The sequence below is a fragment of the Streptomyces californicus genome (genome assembly GCF_000717645.1).
Lineage (GTDB): Bacteria > Actinomycetota > Actinomycetes > Streptomycetales > Streptomycetaceae > Streptomyces > Streptomyces californicus.
The window spans coordinates 1-23,493 of record NZ_JNZZ01000010.1 but is presented as its reverse complement, the minus strand read 5'-3'; the positions used below and the strand labels follow the sequence as shown (position 1 = coordinate 23,493).

Below are 23,493 nucleotides of genomic sequence, written 5' to 3'. Positions count from 1 at the left end.
GGTCTCACGGGATGAGCAGGGTCTTGATCATGCCGTCGGCCTTCTTCTGGAACGTCTCGTACGCCTTCGGCCCTTCCTCCAGCGGCAGGTGGTGGGTGGCGAAGGAGTCGACGCCCAGCGGATCGTCGTCGACCAGCAGGGGCAGCAGGTGGTCCACCCAGCGGTGAACGTTGGCCTGCCCCATGCGGAGCTGGATCTGCTTGTCGAACATGGTCAGCAGCGGCATCGGGTCGGCGGCGCCGCCGTACACCCCCGAGACGGAGATGGTGCCGCCCCTGCGGACGAGGTCGATCGCCGTGTGGAGGGCGGTGAGCCGGTCGATCCCGGCCGTCTCCATCAGACGCTGCCCCACCGCGTCGGGGAGCAGGCCGACCGCCGCGTGCGCGGCCTTGGCCAGGGGTGCGCCGTGGGCCTCCAGGCCGACGGCGTCGATCACCGCGTCCGTACCGCGGCCGTCGGTGAGGTCGCGGACGGCGTCGCCGAGGTCCTTGCCGTGGCGACGCAGGTCGAGGCAGGTGGCGCCGTACCCGCTCACCCGGTCGAGGCGCTCGGGGACCAGGTCCACCCCGATCACGAGACCGGCGCCCCGGTGCAGGGCGATGCGGGCGGCCATGGCGCCGATCGGGCCGAGGCCGAGGACGGTGACGCTGCCGCCGGGCGGGATGTCCGCGTACTCCACGGCCTGCCAGGCGGTGGGCAGGACGTCGGAGAGGTAGACGAACCGATCGTCCGAGGGGCCGTGAGGTACCTTGACCGGCAGATCGTTGCCGAAGGGCACCCGCAGGTACTCGGCCTGGCCGCCGGGCACCTGCCCGTAGAGCTTGGTGTACCCGAAGAGCGACGCGCCGGTGCCGTACTCCCGAACCTGTGTGGTCTCGCACTGGGAGTGCAGTCCCCGCCCGCACATGTGGCAGCGCCCGCAGGAGACGTTGAAGGGGACCACGACCCGGTCCCCCGGCGCGACGGCGCTCACCTCGGGCCCTACCTCCTCCACCACTCCCATGGGCTCGTGCCCCAGGATGTCGCCGGGGTCGAGGAACGGCCCGAGCACTTCGTAGAGGTGCAGATCGGACCCGCAGATCCCGGTGGACGTGATCCTGACGATGATGTCCGTCGGCTCCTGGATCCGTGGGTCCGGGACCGTCTCGACCCGGACGTCCCGCTTTCCCTGATACGTCAATGCGCGCACGGTCCCGCTCCTTCTCTCGCCGTTGTTCGCGAACGAGAGAGCCGGGTTCCCTGGGCATGCCCCGTGAAACACACGGCGCGGGTGGGACGAGTGTGCGAGGGGGCGGGCACCGGCATCGCGTGGCGGGTGCGAGCCGGGGCGGTACGCGGGTGGAGGGCGACGGGGCTGTGGTCAGGCGCCGCCCGGGCGCGTGGGCGGGCCGACCACCGTCAGCAGGTCCACGACGAAGACCAGCGTCGAGCCGGGCGGGATCGACGCGGTGGGCGACTGCTTGCCGTAACCGAGCCGCGGCGGAACGATGATCTCGCGCCGGCCGCCGGCCCTCATCCCCCGCACGCCTCGGTCCCAGCCCTTGATGACCTTGCCGCCGCCCACGGCGAACTTGAACGGTGCTCCCGACTCCCAGGAGGAGTCGAACTCCTTACCGGAGGCGAACGTGACGCCGACGTAGTGAACCCGCACGACGCGGCCCGGCAGCGCCTCGTCCCCCTCCCCGACCACGAGGTCCCGCACCAGTAGCTCCTGGGGCGCGGCTCCCTCGGGAACCTCGACCACGGGTTTCGTCGGTCCACTCATCGCATGCCTCCCGTTCACGGCCGCGGCCCCGCGTCCGGGCCGGCCTGCTGCCGCGTGGACGTTCCGCGCGGCAGCCGGTCACGCTATCCGACCAGGCCCGTCCTCCAGCGGGCCCGGTCGCGGATCGCCGTACCGTCGCCGTCGGCGGCTCCCCGTCATCACTCCTGACCGGCAGGACACAGTTCGCGTCGGAGGGCGGACAGGGCGAACGCGTTCACGGAGGCGTGCCGCCAGCGGGAGCGCCCGAACATCACGTCTTCCGAGAGCCCGCTCAACATGGCCACGGCCCGTACGGTGAACTCGGGGAGGTCCACGTCGGCGAAGTCCCCCGCGTCCCGGCCCTCACGGAGAATGGCCTCCAGCCGTGCGTCCCACCCGTCCAACAGCTCTGTGAGAATCTGCCGACCCGCCTCGTCATGGCGCTGGGCCAGCACCTGCGTCCACAGCGCGTAGCGTTCGTCGCCCTCATGGCGGGGCAGATAGAAGCGGACGAACAGGTCCAGCTTCTCGGCAGGGGACGCGGCCCGGTCGACGGCCTCCTGGAACCGGCCCCAGAGGTCCGCCTGACTCCAGGCGAGTACCTCCAGCAGGAGTCGGCCCTTCTTGCCGAAGTGGTAAAGGATGTGCCCGGTGCTCATACCGGCCCGCGCGGCGATGTCCGACATCCGCACGGCCGCCACACCCTTCTCGGCGATGACGCCCATGGCGGCCCGCATGGCCCGCTCGCGTGCCTCGTCCCCGCTGGACTGACGCTTCCTGTCGATCGGCACCCGCGCCGCGGGCCGCGAGTCGGCCCGGCCCCCGACGCCCGCCGCCCCGATCCCGCGACTCGGCGGAGAAAGGGGGCCGGGCAGCGCGGATCCGGTCTCTGACGTCGGCATGGGCTCACTTCCGGCTCGGGATTCCAGGCCCCCAGTCTAGGTTTCAGCAGTCTAGATCCTTAATCTAGACTGAAAATCTAGACGGGCACGACAGGAAGCGTCACAGCCGCCCCGTGCACGGTCGGTCGCCTCTGCAGTCGGCGTCCCGCCCACCCCACCCACCCCAGGAGGCACCCGCATGACGCGTGGATTCGACGTCGTGGAGACCTGTATCGCCGACCTGCGCGCAGCGCTGGAGAAGGGCGAGACGACCTCGGCGGAGCTGCTGGGCGCCTACCTCGCACGGATCGACGCGTACGACCGGCCCGGTACGGCCACCGCCCTGAACGCGATGGTCGTGATGAATCCGCACGCGATGGCCGAAGCGGAGGCGTCCGACGCCCGCCGCGCCCGCGGCGAGACCTTGGGCCCGCTGGACGGCATCCCGTACACCGCCAAGAACAGCTACCTCGCCAAGGGGCTCACGGCCGCCTCCGGCTCTCCGGCGTTCGAACACCTCGTCGCCCAGCACGACGCCTTCGCCGTCGAGCGGCTGCGCGCGGGCGGCGCGGTCCTCATCGGCCTGACCAACATGCCGCCGATGGCGAACGGCGGCATGCAGCGCGGCGTGTACGGCCGCGCGGAGAGCCCGTACAGCGCCGACTGGCTCACCAGCGCGTACGGCTCCGGCTCCTCCAACGGCTCCGGCACGGCGACGGCGGCGTCCTTCGGCGCGTTCGGCCTCGGTGAGGAGACCTGGTCCTCGGGCCGGGCCCCCGCCTCGAACAACGCGCTGTGCGCCTACACCCCGAGCCGCGGCGTGATCTCGGTCCGCGGCAACTGGCCCCTCGTACCGACCATGGACGTCGTGGTCCCGCACACCCGCACCATGGCCGACCTGCTCGAACTGCTCGACGTCGTCGTCGCCGACGATCCGCACACGCGCGGGGACCTGTGGCGCGCCCAGCCGTGGGTGAAGCTGCCCTCGCCTTCGCAGGTGCGCCCCGCGTCCTACCCGGCCCTCGCGCCCGCCGACGCCGGGGCCGCGTCCGACGCGCTCGCCGACCAGCGGATCGGCGTACCCCGGATGTACATCAACGCCGATCCCGCCGCCGGCACGAACCCCGACGGCGGGATCGGCGGCCAGACCGGACAACGCGTCGACACGCGCTCCTCCGTGATCGCCCTGTGGGAAGCGGCCCGCCGCGACCTGGAGGCCGCCGGCGCCGAGGTGGTCGAGGTCGACTTCCCCGCGGTCACCAACTACGAGTCCGACCGCCCCGGAGCTCCTTCGGTGTTCACCCGCGGACTGGTCAGCCGTGAGTACCTCACCTTCGAGATCGAGGATCTGTCCGCCTGGTCCTGGGACGACTTCCTGCGCACCAACGGCGACCCCGCGCTCTCGACCCTGGCCGACGTCGACGGGGACCGCATCTGGCCCAAGCAGGAGGGCGAACTGCCCGACCGGTACGACGGCTTCGACGACACGATCAGCGAGTACCCGCGCTTCGCACGCGAGCGGCCGTACGCGTCCCTCGCCGACATGCCGCTTCTGGAGGAGGGACTGCGCGGCCTGGAGGAGACGCGCCGCGTCGACCTGGAGCTGTGGATGGACGACCTGGGTCTGGACGCGGTGGTCTTCCCCGCCGTGGCCGACGTGGGCCCCGCGGACATGGACGTCGACGCGGCGTCCGCCGATCTCGGTTGGCGCAACGGCGTCTGGGTCGCCAACGGCAACCTGGTCCCCCGCCATCTCGGCATCCCGACCGTGACCGTGCCCATGGGCACCATGACGGACACCGGCATGCCCGTCGGGCTCACCTTCGCGGGGCGCGCCTACGACGACAACGCCCTGCTGTCCCTCGCGGCGGCCTTCGAGAAGACCGGCGACCGGCGCACGGAACCGCCGCGCACACCGCGTCTGCGGGCGGAGTGACCTGGTAGGGGGCCGAGCACCTGGAATGCTTCGGCCAGGGCCGAGTTCCGCCGGTCCTGGCCCGCACCGCCCCGTCCACCATGATCGACCGACCTGCTTCACCTCCTTGTACCGCTGCCGACGGAGCCGCCCGAGCACGCCCAGCGCGGAGGCCGGGGGCCGCGCGGGAGGCCCCGGTGCTCGGATGCCGTCTCCCACAGCGTCAGGGTCAGGGCGAGCAGTCGGTTCGCCACCCGTGCCCGGACCGGGTCCCAGGCGGTCGAGGGCGCCGGCGTCCAGCGGCGGAGACGGAAGCTTTCGGAGTCCCGTTCTCGTCCCCTCCCCGGCAGGAGCCGAAGGAGTGCTGGTTTCGCCTGCCTCGCGACTCCTTCGCCGGAGCGCGTTTGAACCCTGCGTTCTGGGAACCCGGGGGACTCGACCCCGAGCACGCGCACCCGGGCCCTTCGCCTCCTCCGATCCGCCGCTGAGCGGGCCGGCAGCGGGCGCGTCGGCGCCTCCGCCTTCGTGTGCGCGGATCGGCCCTCGCCTCTGCGGCGGGGCAGGCGGGGTGGACGAGGTGTGAAGCAACCGAAGAGACGAGGAGACCACCGTGGCCGAACCGCCGGGCCATCACCGTCCGGGCCACTCACCGCGACGAACCCCCGGCGTCCGGCGGGGCGAGCGGACGGCGGATGCTCCCGGGCGCCGGTCGGCTGCCGCGCCGGCGGACGGCACCATTCGGGTCGCGTCGGTCCCGGCCGGCCATGTCTATGTGCGCCACCTGTCCCCGCCCGAGGGCGACCGCGTGACACGGCTCGCCGACCCGCGTCCGTGCGGCGCCCCCAGCGGCTCACAGCAGTGGTGGCCGCCCGTCATGCTCGACCCCGGTTGGGTGGACGAACACGCCGACTCCTTCGACGTCTTCCACCTCCACTTCGGCTTCGACGCGCAGACCCCGTCGAGGTTGGACGACCTCCTCACAGCGCTGCGCGGGAACGGGAAGCCGCTGGTCTACACCGTCCATGACCTGGCCAACCCCCACCACCACGACGAAGGCGAGCACCGGGCACAGCTCGACGTACTCGTGCCCGGAGCGGACCGGCTCATCACCCTCACCCCGGGCGCCGCCCGGGAGATCGCCGCACGCTGGGGCCGCACCGCCACGGTCCTGCCGCACCCTCACGTCGTGGAACCCGACGGACTATTGCGCCCCCGGCCCCCGCACGACACGTTCAGGGTCGGCCTGCACGCCAAGAGCATCCGCCCCAACATGGCCCCCCTGCCCGTGGTCCGCGTGCTCGCCGACGCGGTGGCCGAACTCCCGGGCGCGGTGCTCCGCGTCGACTGCCACCCGGACGTCGACGATGCCGAAAGCCACTGGTACGCGCCCGGAGTCCTGGATGAACTGCGGAGTATGAGCCGCGAGGGACGGCTGGAACTCAGCGTGCACGACTACTTCGACGACGACGCGCTGTGGGACTACCTGATCGGCCTGGACGTCTCCGTCCTGCCCTACCGCTTCGGCACCCACTCCGGATGGCTGGAGGCGTGCTACGACCTCGGCACCGCCGTCATCGCCCCGTCCTGCGGGTTCTACGCCCAGCAGCGCCCGTGCTTCACCTACGGACACGACCGGCGGGGTCTGGACGCAGCCTCCCTGCGCGACGCGCTGCGAAGGGCCTACGAGGAGCGCCCCGGCCCGCGTGCCGACCCGGTGGAGCGCGGCGCCGAACGCGTCCGGATCGCCCGGGCCCACGAGCTCCTCTACGCGGACCTGCTGTGACCGGCTTCCCGCAGGCCGCACCCTCGACGGCACCCCTGCGCATCGCGTTGATCGCCTCAGCGCGGCACCCGATCGCCGAGCCTTTCGCCGGCGGTCTCGAAGCGCACACCTGGACGCTCTCCACGGCCCTGCGTGCTCGCGGCCACGAGGTCACCGTCTTCGCCGGGCCCGGCTCCGATCCCGGGCTGGGCGTGATCGAGATGCCGTTGCGGGCGGCCCGGATCAGTGAGAGCGCCTGCCGGGACACGAGCATGGTGGCAGCGCCCTGGCTGGAGGAGCACCACGCGTACCTCCAGCTGATGCTCGAACTGGCGCACGAGCCGTCGCAGTTCGACCTCGTGCACAACAACAGCCTCAACTACCTGCCGGTGGCCATGGCCGCCGCGCTCTCCGTCCCGGTCGTCACCACGCTCCACACCCCGCCCACGCCCTGGATCGAGTCGGCCATCCAGGTCGCACCGCGCTGCCCGGTCCACTTCAGCGCGGTCAGCGCCCACACCGCCGACGCCTGGCGGCACATCGTGCCCTCGGCCACAGTCGTCCACAACGGCGTCGACACCCGGCGCTGGACGCCCGGCCCCGGCGGGGAGGACCTCGTCTGGTCGGGCCGGATCGTCCCCGAGAAAGGCGCACACCTGGCGATCGAGGCCGCGGAGCTGTCCGGCCGGGGGCTGCGGATCGCCGGACCGATGGGCGACACCGACTACTTCGAGGCTTTCGTGCGTCCCCGGCTCGGCCGCACCATCACCTACGAGGGCCACCTCCACCAGCCGGATCTGTGCGAGCTGGTCGGGTCCTCGGCCGCGGCCGTCGTCACGCCCTGCTGGGACGAGCCGTACGGACTGGTGGTGGCGGAGGCACTGGCCTGCTCCACACCGGTCTGCGGCTTCGCCCGGGGCGCACTCCCGGAGGTCGTCACGCGTGAGTGCGGCCGCCTGGTGCCGCCCGGCGACACCGCGGCCCTCGCGAAAGCCGTCGAGCCCACGATCGCCCTCTCCCGGGCCGATGCCCGACGGCACGCGGAAACCTTCTGCTCCATGGACGCCATGACCCGCAGCTACGAGCAGCTCTACCGGTCGGTGGCGGCATGATCGGCTACTACGTGCACCATCACGGCAGTGGGCATCTCCACCGCGCCCGGTCCATCGCGGCCCACTCCCCCTTCCCGGTCACCGGGCTCTCCTCGCTCCCGGCCCCCCAAGGCTGGCCCGGCCCCTGGGTGAGCCTGCCGAGGGACGACGACGGCGATCCGGCCACGTTCGGCGACGTGACTGCCGGCGGGCGGCTGCACTGGGCACCGGTCCTGCACGCGGGACTTCGAGGACGTATGGCACGGATCGCCGAATGGGTCGCGGCGACGTCACCGGCGCTCCTGGTGTCCGACGTCTCCGTCGAAGTCGCTCTGCTGGCACGTCTCCTGGGGACACCGACCGCGGTCGCGGCCATGCGGGGCGAGCGCGGGGACGCGCCGCACCGGACCGCCTACGACCTGGCCGAGCTGCTTCTCGCCCCGTGGCCGTCGACACTGCCGGAACCCGGGTGGCCGCGGCACTGGAGGGCCAAGACCGTGCACACGGGCGCGTTCTCCCGGTTCGACGGCCGCTCCCCCGCGCCGCCGGAAGCGCGGGCGGACCGGACACGGGCCCGGCGGGTGCTCCTGCTGATGGGGTCGGGCGGACGCGATGTCTCCGCCGCCGAGATCGCTGCGGCGCGGGCCGCCAGTCCCGGTTGGCGGTGGACGACCCTCGGCGGCCCGGACGGGCGGTGGGAGGCGGACCCGTGGCCCGCGCTCTGTGCGGCGGACGTCGTGGTGCCACAGGAACGCCCGTTCGGCGAGCAGGCGGCCACCGGACGCGCCCTCGCCCGCGACCGTCTGGCCGTCGTCGCGACCCGGTGGCCGGACGCCGCCGACTGGGCCGCACTCCTCGAACAGGCATACGCCCGCGGTGGGGACCGCTGGTCCCGATGGGCTCCCGGTGACGGAGCCGCCCGCGCCGCCCGCGCTCTCGCCGATGTGGTAAGTCGTAGGGAGGCCGCCTGATGCGGACAGCGGTCATCACCCCGGTCTCCGGACGCCACCGCCACCTGGCACTGCAGCAACGCGGGCTCGCGGCAGGCTCACGTCCGCCGGAACAATACGTGGTCGTCGCGATGGACGACCCGGAACTCGGTGCCGTGGTGGACTGCAGCAAGCCTGCCGCGACGGTCGTCGACTGCCCCATGGAGAACGGGCGCCTGCCGCTGGCCCGCGCCCGGAACATGGGAGCGTTCCGCGCCCTCGAAGGCGGCGCCGAACTGCTGGTCTTCCTCGACGTCGACTGCGTCCCCGGTGAACGTCTGCTGGAGCGCTACCGACAGGTCGCGCTCGACGCCGAGCACCAGCACTCGCTGCTCTGCGGCACCGTCTCCTACCTGCCGCCTCCGGGCCCGGGCAGATACCGGCTGACCGACCTACCCGCACTCGCCGGTCCTCACCCGGGCCGACCCGCACCCGCGTCGGGGGAGGTCCGCCGCAGCGAGGACCACCAGCTGTTCTGGTCCTTGTCCTTCGCCGTGACGGCGGAAACCTGGCGTGCCGTCGGCGGATTCTGCGAGGAGTACGAGGGGTACGGCGGCGAGGACACGGACTACGGGCAGCAGGCCCGTGCGGCCGGGGTCCCGATCGCCTGGGTCGGCGGCGCCCCGGCCTACCACCAGCACCATCCCGTCTCCGACCCTCCCGTGGCGCACGTGCACGACATCCTGCGCAACGCGGCGACCTTCCACCGCCGCTGGGGCTGGTGGCCGATGGCCGACTGGCTCGACGCGTTCGCCGCCCGTGGCCTCGCCCACCGGGACCCGGCCACGGGCCGCTGGTGCCCCGGCCCCAAGCCCGAACAGGCCGGTGGACGCAGCGAGTGGCACCCAGGCCCCCCGTACACGCAGGAAGGGCGCCCGCCCTCCGGTGACACACCCTCCGCAACGAACGGAATCTCATGAGCGAGAAGAAGAACCCCGTGAAGGCCGCGGCCGAGAAGGTCGTCGAAAAGGTCCAGGACGCCGTCGCACCCGGGAACGACATCCCCGGCGCCCCCGGGCCGGTACCGCCTCCCGTCGACGAGCCGACCTCTCCGACAGAGCCCCTGCCGCCCAAGCACGACCAGCGCGGACCGGACACCTACAGCCCGACCGGGCAGGAGACCGGAACCCCCCAGCAGGACGTGGCGCAGCGCGGGGCGTATCTCACGACCGCTCAGGGGGCGCGGCTGTACGACACCGACCACTCGTTGAAGGCGGGGGCCCGGGGGCCGGTGCTGTTGCAGGACCACCATCTGCGGGAGAAGATCACCCACTTCGACCACGAGCGGATTCCGGAGCGCGTCGTACACGCCCGGGGCGCGGCCGCCCACGGGGTGTTCCGGGCCTACGGTACGGCGTCGACCGTGTCCAAGGCGGCGTTCCTGGCCAAGGACGTGGAGACCCCGGTGTTCGTCCGATTCTCCACGGTCCTGGGTTCGCGCGGCTCCGCCGACACGGTACGCGACACCCGTGGATTCGCGACGAAGTTCTACACCCAGGAAGGCGTCTTCGACCTGGTCGGGAACAACATCCCCGTCTTCTTCATCCAGGACGCGATCAAGTTCCCCGACGTCATCCACGCCGGCAAGCCCCACCCCGACCGGGAGATCCCGCAGGCTCAGAGCGCCCACGACACCTTCTGGGACTTCGTCACCCTCCACACCGAGGCGACGCACCACACCCTGTGGAACATGTCCGACCGGGGCATCCCGCGCTCCTACCGGATGATGGAGGGCTTCGGCGTCCACACCTTCCGCCTCGTCAACGCCGAGGGTGACAGCACGCTGGTGAAGTTCCACTGGAAGCCCAAACTCGGCGTGCACTCCCTGGTCTGGGAAGAGGCACAGATCGCCGCCGGAGTCGACCCCGACTTCCACCGCCGCGACCTGGCCGACGCGATCGAGGCCGGCGCGTTCCCGCAGTGGGAGCTGGGCATCCAGACGTTCCCCGACACCCCGGAGCAGAACTTCGCCGGGATCGACCTGCTCGACCCGACGAAGATCGTGCCCGAGGAGATGGCCCCGGTCCAGCCGATCGGGCTGCTCACCCTCAACGCGAACCCGTCGAACTACTTCGCCGAGACCGAACAGGTCGCCTTCCACCTCGGCCACCTCGTCCCCGGCATCGACGTCACCGACGACCCGCTGCTCCAGGGCCGTCTCTTCTCCTACCTCGACACCCAGCTCACCCGGCTCGGCGGCCCCAACTTCGGCCAGCTGCCGATCAACCGCACCCACGCCCCGGTCAACGACATGCTGCGCGACGGCATGCACCAGACCGCCGTCCACCGCGGCGTCGCCCCCTACCGGCCCAACAGCCTCGACGGCGGCTGCCCCTTCCTCGCCGGCGAGGACACCGGCGCGTTCGTCGAGGTGCCCGCCGAGATCGCCGCGAGCGTCAAGGAGCGCAAGGCGCCGGCGTCCTTCGACGACCACTACAGCCAGCCGCGGCTGTTCTGGCTCAGCATGACCCCCACCGAGCGCGAACACATCATCGCCGCCTACACCTTCGAGCTCGGCAAGTGCTACGAACAGGCGGTCAAGGAACGCGCCCTGACCGTCCTGGCCAACATCGACACCGAGCTCTGCACCCAGGTCGCCGCCGGTCTCGGCCTTCCCGCACCGGCGGCAGAAGCCCGGCTCACCGACCCCGCCCCCAGCCCCGCACTCTCCCAGCTCGGGCAGACCTGGCCGCTGGACGGCCGCATCATCGGCATCGTCGCGGACGCCGACTCGGACCTGGACGGCGTCAGGTCCGTACGGCAGGCAGTACTGGACGGTGGCATGGTCCCGCTCGTCATCGCCCCGGCCGGCGGCGCCCTCGGACCGGATGACGACCCCGTCACCGTTCAGCGCACCTTCACCACCGCACGCTCGATCGAGTTCGACGCCCTCCTCGTCGCCGGCGCACCCGCTCCCGGCGCCGACGGCTACGGCGCCCGCGACGCCAAGGTCGATGACAGAGTGGCGGTATCCACCGGTATCGACCCCCGGGTGGTGCTGTTGCTCACCGAGGCGTTCCGGCACGGCAAGGCCATCGGCGCCTGGTCCGACGGCCTCGAAACGCTCAGGACCGCCGGCATCGTGCCCGACGCGGCCGGTGTCGTGACCGCCGCCGATCCGACCGCGGTCCTGGAGGCGCTCACCGACGCACTGGCCCGACACCGGGCCTGGGAGCGGTTCACCCCCGCTGTCTGACCCCTTCCCGGCGGTCCCGCCCACGTGCGGAACCGCCGGGGCCGCGAAGGACGCGAACACGGGGCCCGTCCCCCTCGGCGGGGGATCGGCCCGAGGCGGGCGGCGCCCACGGCCGCCGACCGCCTTCCGGTCACTCGTCCCGCCGGATACGGGTACGAGACGTAGCCACCAACCGAGAGGAACGCCATGAACGCCATATCGGAGGCAGAGGGCAAGCAGCGGTTCTGCAAGGCGTGCGGCACCCCCGCCGGAACGGAGAAGCTCTGCGAACACTGCGGTGCCGTGTTCTCCCCTGCCGGCGGCGGCCTGGTCGACGACGAGGGTGCTTCGGCACGCCGTGTGTTCGAGGAACGGGACGGCGCTGCCCCGGAGTGAGCCATCTGGTGTGGGCTCCGACCGGCCGACACCGGTCGGACCGCACGGCGGTTCGTGACGAGCGGCAGCGCGGCACAGCAGAGCATCCGAGGGGCGAGCGGTTGCCGGGCGGGCGCCCGGGTACCCGGCGCTCCGTGAAAACGCCTCCCGCGCCGGCCCCGTCCACGAGCTCTCCGGCACCGCTCAAAAAGGCCCTGACCACCCCGTTGCTCTACTTCTTCATCCTGGGCGACGTCCTGGGCGCCGGTGTGTACGTTCTGGTGGGCCAAGTCGCCGCCGAATCCGGGGGCGCCGTCTGGGTGCCCCTGCTCGTGGCCATGTGCCTGTCCCTCCTGACCGCCGCCTCCTAGGCGGAGCTGGTCACCAAGTATCCGCGCGCCGGCGGCGCCTCTCACTACGCGACCCTGGCCTACGGTCCGTTCCTGGGGTTCCTCGCCGGCTTCTGCATGCTGGCCGCCGGCGTGGTGTCGGTGGCTGCCCTGGCCCGGGGATTCGGCGGCGACTACCTCACCGAGTTCGTCACCCTCCCCGTCGTGCTGGTGACGATCGTCTTCCTCGTCCTGCTGGCGCTGCTGAACGCGCGGGGCATCAGCGAGTCCACCCGGGCCAACGTCGTCGCCACGGTGATCGAGGTCGGCGGACTGCTGCTGGTGATCGGCCTCGGCGTCTGGATCGTGCTGCGCGGCGACGGGAACCCCGGCCGGCTCACCGAGCTCGGCACGTCACGCGAGGGCCCGGCGGCGGCGGTGCTCAGCGGGGCCGTACTCGCCTACTACTCGTTCGTCGGGTTCGAGACGTCCGTCAACGTGGCCGAGGAGACCCGTGAGCCCCGCCGCTCGTACCCCCGGGCGCTCTTCGGCGCACTGCTCACCGCGGGCGCGGTGTACGCCCTGGTGGGCGCGGCCGCGTCCGCCGCCGTACCGCAGCAGAAGCTCACGGACTCGAGCGGACCGCTGCTCGAAGTCGTCCGTGCGGCCGGCGGGGTGCCCCCCGGGCTCTTCGGCGTCGTCGCCCTGGTGGCCGTCGCGAACGGGGCTCTGCTGACGGGCATCATGTCCTCGCGTCTGGCGTACGGCATGGCGCGGGACGGCCTGCTCCCCCGCTTCCTGACCAAGGTTCTCCCCGGCCGCCGCACTCCGTGGGCCGCCATCTCCACGACGACCGCGCTGTCGCTGCTGCTCGCGCTGACCGGGGACGTGTCGACGCTGGCCTCCACGCTGGTGCTGCTGCTCCTGGTGGTGTTCTTCCTCGTGAACACCTCGCTCCTCGTCCTGCGCCGTGACACGACGCCCGGGCCCCACTTCCGGGTGCCGACCGCCGTACCGGTCCTCGGGGCCCTGTCCTGCGTCCTGCTCGCCACCCGGATCGAACACGACGTCTGGCTGAGGGGGCTCATCGTGCTGGCCGTCGGCGGCGGCCTGGGCGCGGTCGCCGCGAGCCGGTCGCGCCGGGCCTCTTGACCCCTCCGTCGGGGGTGTGGACCAGCAGGACCTGGTCGACTTGTCACGCGCTGTCTTCCGGGTGCCGCGCGTCACCCCCCTTCGCGTAGCGGCTGGCGGGGCGGGCCAGGCCGAGGTGGCCGCGCAAGGTGGTGGACGCGTACTCCGTACGGAACACTCCGCGCCGCTGGAGTTCAGGGACCAGGCCCCGGGTGATCGCCGTGAGGTCGTGCGGCAGCCCGGCCGGGCGGAGGCGGAAGCCGTCCAGGCCGGTGGAGTGCCGGTCGACGAGGAGGTCGGCCAGTTCGGCGGGGGTGCCGGTGAAGACCTCGGCGTCCGAGACGAGTTCGGCCCCGGCCAGCTCGTCCAGGCGGGCCTTGCGCCGGGCGGCGGCGCCCGGTTCGTCGTCGAGGAGGACGATGAGGTCCGCGAACGTGCGCAGGGGCCGCTCGCTCACGTCCCGGCCGGTGCGTTCCACCGCCTCGGCCACCTCCGCGAGGATCGCCACCGTGCCCGCCCGGCCGTGCGGGGTGATGGCGACGACGTCGGAGCTGAGGGCGGCGAACTCGTAGGGGACGGCGGCGTGCGCCAGACTCACCACCGGCGGCTGCCCCTGGGGGGTGCGCGGGGTGATGGACGGGCCCTTCACGCTGAAGTTCGTGCCCCGGAAGTCGATGGGGTGAATCTTGTCGCGGTCGAGGAAGCGGCCCGTCGCCGCGTCCCGTATCTCCGCTCCGTCCTCCCAGCTGTCCCAGAGCAACCGTGCCGCCCGCACCACTTCCGCGCCCTCCGTGAAGAGCGCGCGCAGCGGTGCGGAGATCGACGCGGAGTCGCCCACGTCGTGCTCGGTGAGCTGAGGTGTGGTGCGGCGCCCGAAGAGTGCGGCGTCGGCGGCCCGGGACGCGATCTGCGGGCGCCAGCCGGCCCGCCCCCGGCTCGCGTGGTCGAGCGTGGCGATGCCGATGGCGAGGTGAAACGGTTCGGTGTGGGTGACGTTGGTGGTCGGGACCAGGCCGATGTGCTGGGTGAGCGGTGCCAGGTATGCGGCGAGCAGCACCGCGTCGATGCTTCCTCTGACCTGGTCGGTGCGGTCGTCGGGCAGGTGGAAGGCGGCGGACTGGAGGCCGAGCACGTCCTCGAAGGTGACGAAGTCGAGCAGGCCGCGCTCCGCCTCGGTGACCAGATCGGCCCAGTAGTCGGCGTCGAGCAGCTCGCCGGGCCGGGCGCCTTCCTCGCGCCAGGCGGCCGGATGCCAGCCGGCGCCGTCGAGCGCGACGGCGAGATGGAGGGAGGCGGTGGGTTCGGAGGCGGTGGCCGGGGCGCCGGTCGGGTCGGTGGCACCGGTCGTACCGTGCGCGGCACCTGATGCGTCACCCGTCGTGCCGGTCATACGGTGTTCTCCTTCTCGTCGTGCCCGGTGCGCAGGGGCCGGCCGGGGCCGCCCCAGGCGGCCGGGCGGGGTGCGGTGGCCAGGCCCAGGTGGTCGCGGAGCGTGGTGCCGGTGTAGTAGTCGTCGCGGTGGACGCCCCTCTCCTGGAGGATCGGCACCACCCGGTCCACGAAGTCGTCCAGGCCGCCCGGCGTGAGGTGGGGGACGAGCACGAAGCCGTCGGCGCCGTCGCTCTGCACGTAGCCGTCGATGGCGTCCGCGACCGTCTGCGGACTGCCGACGAAGGTCTGGCGGCCGCCGACCTCGATGACCAGCTCCCGGATGGAGAGGTTCCGCTCCTCCGCGAGCTCGCGCCACTGCCGGGCGGTCTCCGCCCGGTCCTTGCGGAAGACGGAGTGCCCCTTCAGGAAGTGGGCGTCGTCCTCGGGCTCGATGCCGGGCAGCGGCCCGTCCGGGTCGTACGCGGACAGGTCGCGACCCCAGACCGCCTCCAGGTGGGCGATCGCGGTCTGCGGGCTGACCAGCTCGCGGCTGATCTCCTCCGCGTAGGCCGCCGCCTCCTCGTCGGTGTCCGCGACGACCGCGTTGGCGGTGGGAAGGATCAGCAGATCGTCGGGGCTCCGGCCGTACGTCGCCAGGCGCCGCTTCACGTCCCGGTAGAACTCCCGGGCCACGTCGATCCGGTTGTGCTTGCTGAAAACGACCTCGGCGTCGGACGCGGCGAACTCCCGGCCCGCGTCGGATTCGCCGGACTGGATGATCACCGGGTGGCCCTGCGGTCCGGGCGGAGTCGTGAACCGGCCGGAGATGTCGAAGTGCCGGCCCCGGTGGGCGAAGCGGCCGGCGTCGGCGGCGATGAACTCGCCCGAGGCCGCGTCGGCCCTCAGAGCGCCGGCCGACCAGCTGTCCCACAACTCCCGCGCTGTGGTCAGGAATTCGGCGGCCCGAGTATAGCGGTCGGCCTCCGGGAGGAAGTCGCCCCGGCGGAAGTTCTCGCCGGTGAACGCGTCGTGGCTGGTCACCACGTTCCAGGCGGCCCGCCCGGCGCTGAGCCGGTCCAGGGTGGCGAACCGGCGCGCGACCTCGTACGGCTCGTTGAAGGTCGCGTTCACCGTGGCGGCCAGGCCCAGGTGCGTGGTGACGGCGGCCAGGGCGCTGAGCACCGTCAGGTTCTCCGGCCGGCCGGCGATGTCCAGGTCGTAGATCTGCCCCTTGTGCTCGCGCAGCCGCAGCCCTTCGGCGAGGAAGAAGAAGTCGAACTTGCCGCGTTCGACGGTCTGCGCGAGCCGGATGAAGGAGTCGATGGCTATCTGACTCTCGGAGCGGGGGTCCGACCAGACGGTCACGTTGTGGATGCCGGGCAGCTGCGCTGCGAGATGCACCTGTTTCTTGACGGGGGCGGGCACGGTGCGGTCTCCTTCCGCGAAGTCCTCGGCCTGCGTGCCGAGTTGAGGTGGTGGCTCTCAGAGCGTGCCTGCGACCTGTGCCGTCTGCACAGGTCGACCGGCCCTACTTCACGAGCTGTTCATGCCGTCGCGGCAGGCGCGGAGCCTTCGGCGGACCCCGGCGCGGAAGCCGCCGCCTGACTGGTGGACGGGACCGGCGAGACGTACCGCACCCGGTTCTCGAAGGCGACCCCGTGACTCTTCACCACGGCGACCGCCGACGGCTCCCCTGAGGCGTACGCGGCCGCCGTCCGCACCGGCGGCGGGCTGGGCTCGTACGGGCAGCCGACCCCCTAAGAACGGGGAGGGGCGCCCTCCGGCGGTCGGGCTGTCAGGCCGCGGGAGCACCGGCCTCGGCCTCCGCCTCCGGGGACGGCCGGCGGGCGGGGAACCCGGCCTTCCGGGCGTGGAGCACGACCACGATCACCGGCAGCAGGAGCAGCACGACCGCCCACGGGAAGGACTCGCTGCCGAGGGTGTCCAACAGGATGCCACCGACGATGCCGCCGCCGGCCATCGCGACGTTCCAGAGCGTGACGAGCATGGCCTGCGCCGCGTCCGCCGACTCGCCGCCCGCGTCACCGGCGGCGGTCTGCAGCAGCGTCGGCACACCGCCCCAGCCCAGGCCCCACAGCACCGCCGCCACATGGACGAGCGCGGTGGTGTCGGAGAGGACGGCCAGGATCAGCGAGGCGACGGCGACCAGCAGCGCGCCGGCGACGGTGAGACCGCGCAGCCGGCGGTTGATCTGCGCGCCGACGATCCAGATGCTCGCCAGAGAGGCGGCGCCGAACACCAGCAGGATCAGGCCGGTGTGCCCGCCCAGGCCGAGGTCCTCGAGGTACGTGGCGATGTACGCGTACAGGATGGTGTGCGCCAGGACGAAGACCAGCGTGACGAAGAGGACCGGCGCGACGCCCGGGACGGTCAGGGTGCGCAGGAGCTTCGGCCGCTCGCCGCGGGCCTGGCCGGGGAAGTCCGGTACACCGGCGAAGATCCACACCAGCAGCGCGACCGTGAGCCCGGTCATCGACAGGAACGCCGCGCGCCAGCCGAGCCACTCGCCGAGGAACGTACCGGCGGGCACGCCGAGGGAGAGCGCGACGGGGATACCGGCCATGGCGACGGCCATCGCCTTGCCCTGGAGGTGTACGGGAGCGAGGCGGCGGGCGTAACCGGCGAGCAGGGCCCAGGCGAGACCGGCGGCCACACCGGCGACGAACCGCGCCACCATCGTCAGCTCGTAGACCGACGACACGGCGGTCACGGTGTTGGCGACGGCGAACCCGGCCATGGCCGTGAGCAGCAGCTTCTTGCGCTGCCAGCCAGCGGTGGCGGCGGTGAGCGGGAGCGCGGTGAGAGCGGTGCCGATCGCGTAAACCGTGACCGTCTGCCCGGTGGCGGACTCACTGACCCGCAGATCCTGGCTGATCGACGGCAGCAGACCGGCGGGTAGGGTCTCGGTGAGACTGGTGATGAAGACGGCGGTGGCGAGGGCCAGGAGAGCGAAGAGCGGGAGCTCGCGCGCTTTCGCGCCACTACCCGTGGGGCCCGGTTCCGCCGCGGGAGCGGACGCCGTGTCGGGTGCGGTACTCATGGGGTGTGCTCCAGGTTTCCTGAAGGGACGGGGTGATGGTGGGCGGGGCGGAGGACGGTTCAGGGGCAGCCGGAACCGCTCACGACCGAGGACAGGGGACGGCACGGGCGGCGGAGCCGAGTTCACCGACCGCGTGGGCACGCTCCTCCTCGGTGCGCGCGGTCAGCAGGACGCCCGCTCCGCCCTCCACGAGCCGCTTGGCGACGGCCGGGCCGATACCGGTGGACTCACCGACGACCAGAGCCTTCCGGCGCGCGTACTCGGTCATGGCCTGCCGCTCCTTCCGCTCCCCCGGTCGGTACGACTCTGCGCCCGGCCGCTTCGGAGAACCTTCGGGAAACCTTCGAGCGGCCTTCGGGCGGCCTTCGTGGCCGTCCGGCGCCCGGAGTGGCGGTGCTCGGCGGCCGGGGCGCGGTTTCCCGGGCCTGTACGGTGGCGCCTATGCGGTTGGGGGTGCTCGGGCCACTGGTGGTGTGGGACGGCGAGGGACGAGAGGTGAAGGTCCCGGAGGCCAGGGTCCGGGCCCTGCTGGCTGATCTGCTCGCGAACGACGGAGGACCGGTCTCCGCCGACCGGCTCATCCACGACCTGTGGGCCGACGCGCCCCCTGCCAACCCGGCGGGCGCTCTCCAGGCCAAGGTCTCTCAGCTGCGCAGGGCCATCGGCCGCGACCGCGTGGTGCGCCAGCCTCCGGGCTACCGGCTGCGGTTCGGCGACACCGACGACGAGACGGACGCCGTACGCTTCCGGGCCCTGGTGGCCCGGGCCCGTCCTGTCGCAGACCCGCGCGTCCGGGCGGAGCTGCTGACGGAGGCCCTGGAGCTGTGGCGGGGACCGGCGTACGCGGACTTCGCCGACGCCCCTTTCGTACGGCCGGCGGCCGAGCGTCTCGCGGAGCAGCGCCTCACCGCCCTGGAGGACCAGGCCCGCGCCCGCCTGGAGACGGGCGACCACGCGCTCCTGGCCGCGGAGCTGGCCGGCCTCGTCGCACTCCACCCGCTACGGGAGCGCCTGCACGCGTTGCGCATGAGGGCCCTGTACGCGACGGGCCGCCAGAGCGAGGCTCTGGCGTCGTACGAGTCCCTGCGCACGCGGCTGGCCGAGGAGCTGGGCGTCGCCCCCGGCCCCGAACTGACCACGTTGCACGGAGCGATGCTGAGGCAGGAGCCGGGGCTGAGCGCGGGCGCTTGCGAGGGGGAGGACGGCCTGCGGATTCCGGTGCACGGCTCAACGGGCACAGCGACGCTCACGCCCTCCACCACAACGCCCCGCTCCAACCTCCCCGCCCCTCTGACCCACCTCGTGGGTCGTGGCAAGGCCCTCACCGACCTGGCCCGGCTCCTCGCCGCGACCCGTCTGGTGACCCTCACCGGCCCCGGTGGCGTGGGCAAGACCCGACTCGCCGTGGCGGCGGCCGCCGCCGAGCAGGACCGTGCGCGGTTGGGTGAACTGCCCGACGGAACCTGGCTGGTGGAGTTCTCCGGTATGCGCCACGGCACTCCCGCCGACCTCGCACAGGTCGTCGCCGCCACACTCGGCATCCGCGACGACGCACCGCGCGCGCTCCCCGGCACCGGCGTCCCCACGCCCTCCCTGCCGCACCGTCTCACCGCCGCACTGCGCGACCGCCGTGCCCTGCTCGTCCTGGACAACTGCGAGCACGTCGTCGACTCCGCCGCCCAACTCACCGAACTCCTCCTGCACACCGCCCCGGGCCTGCGGGTCCTCGCAACCGGCCAGGAGCCGCTCGGCCTGGCGGGCGAGGCGGTCTTCCTCGTCGAACCGCTGCAACCGGCGGACGCGGTGGAACTGTTCATGGAACGGGCAGCCGCATCCGCACCCGGCTTCCCGCGCGACCCGGACGCGCCGGATGAGCCCGAGCGCCGGGCCGTAGCCGAGATCTGCCGGCGCCTGGACGGCATCCCGCTCGCGCTGGAGCTCGCCGCCACCCGGGTAAGGGCCCTTGGAGTACGGGAGTTGGCCGCGAGGCTCAACGACCGCTTCGGGGTCCTGACCTTCGGGCAGCGCGGCGCACCGGCCCGCCAGCAGACGCTTCGAGCGGTGATCGACTGGAGCTGGGAGCTGCTCAGCGCGCCCGAACGCATCATCCTGCGCCGCCTCGCCGCCCCAGCGACGGCTGCGACCTGGCGGGAGCCGAAGCGGTCTGCGCCGGGGACGGCGTTGCCCGGGGCGAGGTGCTGGACCTGATCACGCGGCTGGTCGACCGCTCCCTGGTGGTCGTGACACACGGACCGACCGGCCCGCGCTACCGGCTCCTGGAGTCCGTGACCGCGTACGCGACAGAGCGGCTGAACGAGACGGAGGGCCTCGCCGTCGTACGCGACCGCCATCTCGTGCACTACCGGCAACTGGCGGAAGAAGCCGGGCCTCGGCTGCGCGGCGCCGGACAACGGCCCTGGCTGGCCCGGCTGGACGCGGAGGCCGGCAACCTGCGGACCGCGCTCGACGAGGCGGTGCGCAGGGCGGGCACGGAGCCGGAGGAGGCTGTCCGGCTGGTCACCGCGCTGGCCTGGTGGTGGCTGCTGCGCGGCCGCCTGACCGAGGCCCGCCGCAGCCTGGCCGCAGTGCTGGGCGCGACCGAGGGCCGCGCTGAACTCGTGCTCCTGCATTCCGCGTTCGCGCTCCTCACCGGCGCCCCGGAAGCCGCCGCGGCCGACACGGCGGACGGCCGCGGCGCCACCTCCACGTCCGAGGCCGTCCCCGACCCCGTGCGCCGGGCTCGCGCTCTCTGGCTCTTCTCGTACGGCCTGTTCAGCGCGGGTGACGCGACTGGCAGCGCCGCGCTGAACACGCGCGCACTCACCTTGTTCACCACCGCCGGCGACCCGTGGGGCACCGCCGCCGCACTCGGCCTGCGCGCCACGCTGGCGCTGGTCAGCGGCGACCTCGCCGGCCTCGGCCGGGACGGCAGCCGCAGCGCGCGCATGCTCCGCGAACTCGGCGACCCGTGGGGAGAGTTGCAGACGGTCTCGCCGCTCGCCGCGCTCGCGGAGATCAAGGGAGCCTACGAGGAAGCCGAGCGCCGCCAGCACGAAGGACTCGTCATGGCGCGCGAGTTGGGGCTGCAGGCGGAGGTGTCGGCGCGGCACTCCGGCCTCGGCCGGCTGGCGCTGCTGGCCCGCGACTTCGACCGCGCCCGCGACCTCCACGAACAGGCGCGCCGGATCGCCACCGAGCAGGGCTACAAGTACGGCGAGATCCACTCCGGGATGGGCCTGGCCCTCGGCGCCCGCCGCTCGGGCGACCTCGACGCGGCCGAGGCCCACCTGCTGCACCTCCGCGACGGCTACGCAGACGTCTCCTCCCAGGCGGGCGACCACCTCCTCCTGGCCGAACTCGGCTTCGTCGCCGAGCTGCGCGGCGACGCACACGCGGCGGAGGCCCACCATCTCGCCGGCCTGGAGATCGCCAGGACCTTGCGCGAACCTCGGGCCCTGGCTCTCTCCTTGGAAGGCCTGGCCGGCGCGTCCGCCCTCCCGGCCCACACCTCCACCGCCACCCGAGCGGCCATCCTCCTGGGCGCGGCAGCGGCAGCCCGGCGACGAGCCGGAGCCCCGCTGCCTCTCGCCGAACGCACCGACGTCGACCGCATCACGACGGCGACCCGAGCCACGCTGGGCCCGGCCGCGTTCCGTGAAGCGTACGAACGAGGCACCGGGTTGGAACCGGAGGAGGCGGTCCAGGCGACCCGTACCACCACGGAAGGCTGACGGCAGGACACCTCCTACCGGCCACCGAACGGGCGGATCCGGTCCGGCAGACCTCGGCGCCCGTCCCCGGAGAGGTCGCGACCGAAGATGGCACCATCACCGGTAATCGGCGGCACGCCCCAGCTGAACGATCTCGGTCAGCCGAGAAAGCTCAGACGGACCTGGCGCTCCGGGTTGTCCCGGTTCGTGTCCACCAAACTCCGTTGAGGCAACCCGAGGATAGCCCTCGCCTGTCGGCTTCGGCGATGGAAGCCCTCGCCGGCGCGAGCAAGGGCGGGTGGGCTCGTTGCCCTCGCCTGCCCTCTCAGCTCCGCTGAGGAGCGCATCGCCGGGCGAGGACAGACCCGGGACGTGCGCTGCGACCGGGCCTTACCTTCGCTGCCACTCATCACGAAGCCGACGAAAGGCGGCCGCCACAGCACGCACCGCGTTTTCAGCAAACGCGGGCACTTGATCGAGGACATGGCCCGGCACTGAGGGCTGTCCCGTAAGTGATCTCGCTCTGCGGTGACCTCGCCGGTGCCAGGTGTGAGCACAGCTTGCGCGCCGTTCCGGGCAGCCACTTCTACCGGGTTGAGTCCGGGCGCCTTCGGCAAGTTGCTGACCGCGCCGCGTCGTGAGGATGTTGGCTCCTCAGGCTGGGGGCGGCCGTGTGGAGAGTGTCGTTGGAGGACCGGGCGCTGCTGGTCACCGCGTATGTGCGGACGAACCTCACGATGAGGCACCTGGCTCCGCTGTTGAGCAGCCAAATTGATCGCCTCCCACGTTCCTGCCGTCACAGGTCACTTCTTTGCTGCCGCACCGGGTGATTCCGAGATCATCGGCAGAACCGCCTGCCGTCCCCGGGCCCGCCGAGCCCGGTGACCCACCAGATCCGGCCCTGCCGGTCGGGCATCACCGAGGTCACCGGGTCACAGGTGCCGCTGGGGGGACCGACGCGGAGGGGGCCCGTTCCTTCGACCCCGTACACTCGGCCCATGGGACACAGCGCCGAGCCGAGTAAGTGCCCGCACCGGGCCTGCTCCGCGCTGCCCCCTTTCGCCGCCCGCGCGGCCGTGCCCCCGGCGCCCGCGGACGCGGCGCCCGGAACGGGCCGTACCGCGCTGCACGGCCACGGCTAGCGATCTTCGCGACCGTTCCCGGCAGCGGCATCCGGCATTCCACGCCCCTGGCGTGACCGCCCCGCCCCGCCGCCCCCACACCGACACCACCGCTCCGGCGCGCCGAGCTCCGGAGCCTCCGTCGCCTCCGGCGTCCGCCGGAGGCGTGCGTTCCACGATCGGCTCCACAGCACCACGCGGCCCACGGCGCACCCGCCCGTGCCGCTTCCCGGCAATGGCGCACCACCCGGCCGACGCCGCACTCGAAGGGATCACCGTGAAGCTGAGCGACCTCATGGCCGGACAGGACCACCACGTGCTGCGGGGAACCCCCGACCGCACGGACGTCACCGCCGGCGTGACGTTCGACGCGGACCGGGTCACCCCCGGCTCCGTGTTCGCCGCGGTGCCCGGCCATGCCGCCGGCGGCCCGCACGCCGTCGCCCCGGCCGTCGCACGCGGCGCGGTCGCCGTACTCGTCGACGAACAGGCGCCACCCCTGCCCGCCGCGGTGGGCGACGTGTGCGCCGTCCGCGTCCCCGATGTCCGCAAGGCCGCCGCAGTGGTGGCCTCGCGCTACTTCGGCGAACCGGGCCGGGCGATGGACCTGATCGCCATCACCGGGACCAACGGAAAGACATCCGTCTCGTACATGACCGAGTCGGTGCTGCGGCTCGCCGAGCAGGCCCGCGTCGGAGTGATCGGCACCGCGGGCAGCCGGATCGGGGACGAGGTCATCCCGATGCCGCCCTCGGTGCTCAGCACTCCGGAATCGCCCGATCTCCAGTACCTGCTGGGGCACATGCGCGACCGGGCGTGCGGAACCGTCGTCCTGGAG

Annotated in this window: 15 protein-coding genes and 2 pseudogenes; 10 read left to right on the top strand and 7 right to left on the bottom strand. The window is 72.7% G+C overall.

The annotated features are described in order from the left end of the window. Positions 1-4: 4 nt before the first annotated feature. The 3 genes from IF19_RS0114980 to IF19_RS0114970 form a co-directional block, all read right to left on the bottom strand. Entirely contained in the window at positions 5-1,189 is a 1,185-nt protein-coding gene (locus tag IF19_RS0114980) for an alcohol dehydrogenase catalytic domain-containing protein (RefSeq protein ID WP_030112280.1), read from the bottom strand. A gap of 171 nt (positions 1,190-1,360) precedes the next feature. Beyond that, positions 1,361-1,765 carry an FKBP-type peptidyl-prolyl cis-trans isomerase gene (locus IF19_RS0114975; RefSeq protein WP_030112279.1) on the bottom strand — a complete coding sequence of 135 codons (405 nt, stop codon included), beginning with the start codon at positions 1,763-1,765 and terminating at the stop codon, positions 1,361-1,363. 158 nt (positions 1,766-1,923) lie between these two features. After that, positions 1,924-2,646: a TetR/AcrR family transcriptional regulator gene (locus IF19_RS0114970; RefSeq protein WP_030112278.1), complete on the bottom strand. Its 723-nt coding sequence runs from the start codon at positions 2,644-2,646 to the stop codon at positions 1,924-1,926. Positions 2,647-2,824: 178 nt separating this feature from the next. Between IF19_RS0114970 and IF19_RS0114965 the strand changes: the two genes are divergently transcribed. The 8 genes and pseudogenes from IF19_RS0114965 to IF19_RS01000000134755 all read left to right on the top strand — a co-directional run bounded on the left by IF19_RS0114965 (position 2,825) and on the right by IF19_RS01000000134755 (position 13,413). Next, positions 2,825-4,561, top strand: a complete 1,737-nt coding sequence (locus IF19_RS0114965) for an amidase (protein WP_030112277.1) — start codon at positions 2,825-2,827, stop codon at positions 4,559-4,561. An 853-nt stretch (positions 4,562-5,414) separates the two neighbouring features. Next, positions 5,415-6,323, top strand: coding sequence for a glycosyltransferase family protein (locus tag IF19_RS0114960; RefSeq protein ID WP_324604011.1), 909 nt, complete (start codon positions 5,415-5,417; stop codon positions 6,321-6,323). Beyond that, positions 6,320-7,414, top strand: a complete 1,095-nt coding sequence (locus IF19_RS0114955) for a glycosyltransferase family 4 protein (protein WP_050493999.1) — start codon at positions 6,320-6,322, stop codon at positions 7,412-7,414. The genes IF19_RS0114960 and IF19_RS0114955 overlap by 4 nt, the downstream gene beginning before the upstream one ends. Beyond that, positions 7,411-8,364, top strand: coding sequence for a hypothetical protein (locus tag IF19_RS0114950; protein WP_030112274.1), 954 nt, complete (start codon positions 7,411-7,413; stop codon positions 8,362-8,364). Before IF19_RS0114955 ends, IF19_RS0114950 begins: the two co-directional genes overlap by 4 nt. Beyond that, positions 8,364-9,302, top strand: coding sequence for a glycosyltransferase family 2 protein (locus IF19_RS0114945; RefSeq protein ID WP_078580616.1), 939 nt, complete (start codon positions 8,364-8,366; stop codon positions 9,300-9,302). The genes IF19_RS0114950 and IF19_RS0114945 overlap by 1 nt, the downstream gene beginning before the upstream one ends. Beyond that, on the top strand, positions 9,299-11,578 hold the full coding sequence (locus IF19_RS0114940) for a catalase (RefSeq protein ID WP_030112272.1): 2,280 nt from the start codon (positions 9,299-9,301) through the stop codon (positions 11,576-11,578). Before IF19_RS0114945 ends, IF19_RS0114940 begins: the two co-directional genes overlap by 4 nt. Before the next feature lie 186 nt (positions 11,579-11,764). Further along, a complete protein-coding gene (locus IF19_RS0114935; protein WP_030112271.1) occupies positions 11,765-11,953 on the top strand; it encodes a hypothetical protein in 189 nt (62 codons plus the stop codon). Positions 11,954-12,087: 134 nt separating this feature from the next. After that, positions 12,088-13,413 (top strand): annotated as a pseudogene (locus IF19_RS01000000134755) (APC family permease). A 43-nt stretch (positions 13,414-13,456) separates the two neighbouring features. Here the strand turns inward: IF19_RS01000000134755 and IF19_RS0114925 are convergent. The 4 genes from IF19_RS0114925 to IF19_RS0114910 form a co-directional block, all read right to left on the bottom strand. Further along, entirely contained in the window at positions 13,457-14,782 is a 1,326-nt protein-coding gene (locus IF19_RS0114925) for an LLM class flavin-dependent oxidoreductase (RefSeq protein ID WP_030121010.1), read from the bottom strand. Continuing rightward, positions 14,779-16,188 carry an NtaA/DmoA family FMN-dependent monooxygenase gene (locus IF19_RS0114920; protein WP_030112268.1) on the bottom strand — a complete coding sequence of 470 codons (1,410 nt, stop codon included), beginning with the start codon at positions 16,186-16,188 and terminating at the stop codon, positions 14,779-14,781. The genes IF19_RS0114925 and IF19_RS0114920 overlap by 4 nt, the downstream gene beginning before the upstream one ends. Positions 16,189-16,558: 370 nt before the next feature. Next, complete coding sequence (locus tag IF19_RS0114915; RefSeq protein ID WP_030112267.1) at positions 16,559-17,824, bottom strand: MFS transporter; 1,266 nt, start codon at positions 17,822-17,824, stop codon at positions 16,559-16,561. A gap of 79 nt (positions 17,825-17,903) precedes the next feature. Then, entirely contained in the window at positions 17,904-18,092 is a 189-nt protein-coding gene (locus IF19_RS0114910; RefSeq protein ID WP_030112266.1) for an SDR family NAD(P)-dependent oxidoreductase, read from the bottom strand. A 173-nt stretch (positions 18,093-18,265) separates the two neighbouring features. On the opposite strand from IF19_RS0114910, the pseudogene IF19_RS01000000134750 reads away from it, so the two are divergent. Both IF19_RS01000000134750 and IF19_RS0114900 read left to right on the top strand, forming a co-directional pair. Further along, positions 18,266-21,555 (top strand): annotated as a pseudogene (locus IF19_RS01000000134750) (AfsR/SARP family transcriptional regulator). Between the two features lie 1,377 nt (positions 21,556-22,932). Beyond that, a partial coding sequence (locus tag IF19_RS0114900) for a Mur ligase family protein (RefSeq protein ID WP_032752234.1) occupies positions 22,933-23,493 on the top strand: 561 nt, incomplete at its 3' end.

What these genes read in the sequence shown, in the direction of transcription:
- IF19_RS0114970 (WP_030112278.1), bottom strand. Translation starts at nt 2,646, where the DNA reads ATGCCGACGTCAGAGACCGGATCCGCGCTGCCCGGCCCCCTTTCTCCG.
- IF19_RS0114950 (WP_030112274.1), top strand. Translation starts at nt 7,411, where the DNA reads ATGATCGGCTACTACGTGCACCATCACGGCAGTGGGCATCTCCACCGC.
- IF19_RS0114940 (WP_030112272.1), top strand. Translation starts at nt 9,299, where the DNA reads ATGAGCGAGAAGAAGAACCCCGTGAAGGCCGCGGCCGAGAAGGTCGTC.
- IF19_RS0114935 (WP_030112271.1), top strand. Translation starts at nt 11,765, where the DNA reads ATGAACGCCATATCGGAGGCAGAGGGCAAGCAGCGGTTCTGCAAGGCG.
- IF19_RS0114965 (WP_030112277.1), top strand. Translation starts at nt 2,825, where the DNA reads ATGACGCGTGGATTCGACGTCGTGGAGACCTGTATCGCCGACCTGCGC.
- IF19_RS0114915 (WP_030112267.1), bottom strand. Translation starts at nt 17,824, where the DNA reads ATGAGTACCGCACCCGACACGGCGTCCGCTCCCGCGGCGGAACCGGGC.
- IF19_RS0114945 (WP_078580616.1), top strand. Translation starts at nt 8,364, where the DNA reads ATGCGGACAGCGGTCATCACCCCGGTCTCCGGACGCCACCGCCACCTG.
- IF19_RS0114925 (WP_030121010.1), bottom strand. Translation starts at nt 14,782, where the DNA reads ATGACCGGCACGACGGGTGACGCATCAGGTGCCGCGCACGGTACGACC.
- IF19_RS0114975 (WP_030112279.1), bottom strand. Translation starts at nt 1,765, where the DNA reads ATGAGTGGACCGACGAAACCCGTGGTCGAGGTTCCCGAGGGAGCCGCG.
- IF19_RS0114960 (WP_324604011.1), top strand. Translation starts at nt 5,415, where the DNA reads ATGCTCGACCCCGGTTGGGTGGACGAACACGCCGACTCCTTCGACGTC.
- IF19_RS0114910 (WP_030112266.1), bottom strand. Translation starts at nt 18,092, where the DNA reads ATGACCGAGTACGCGCGCCGGAAGGCTCTGGTCGTCGGTGAGTCCACC.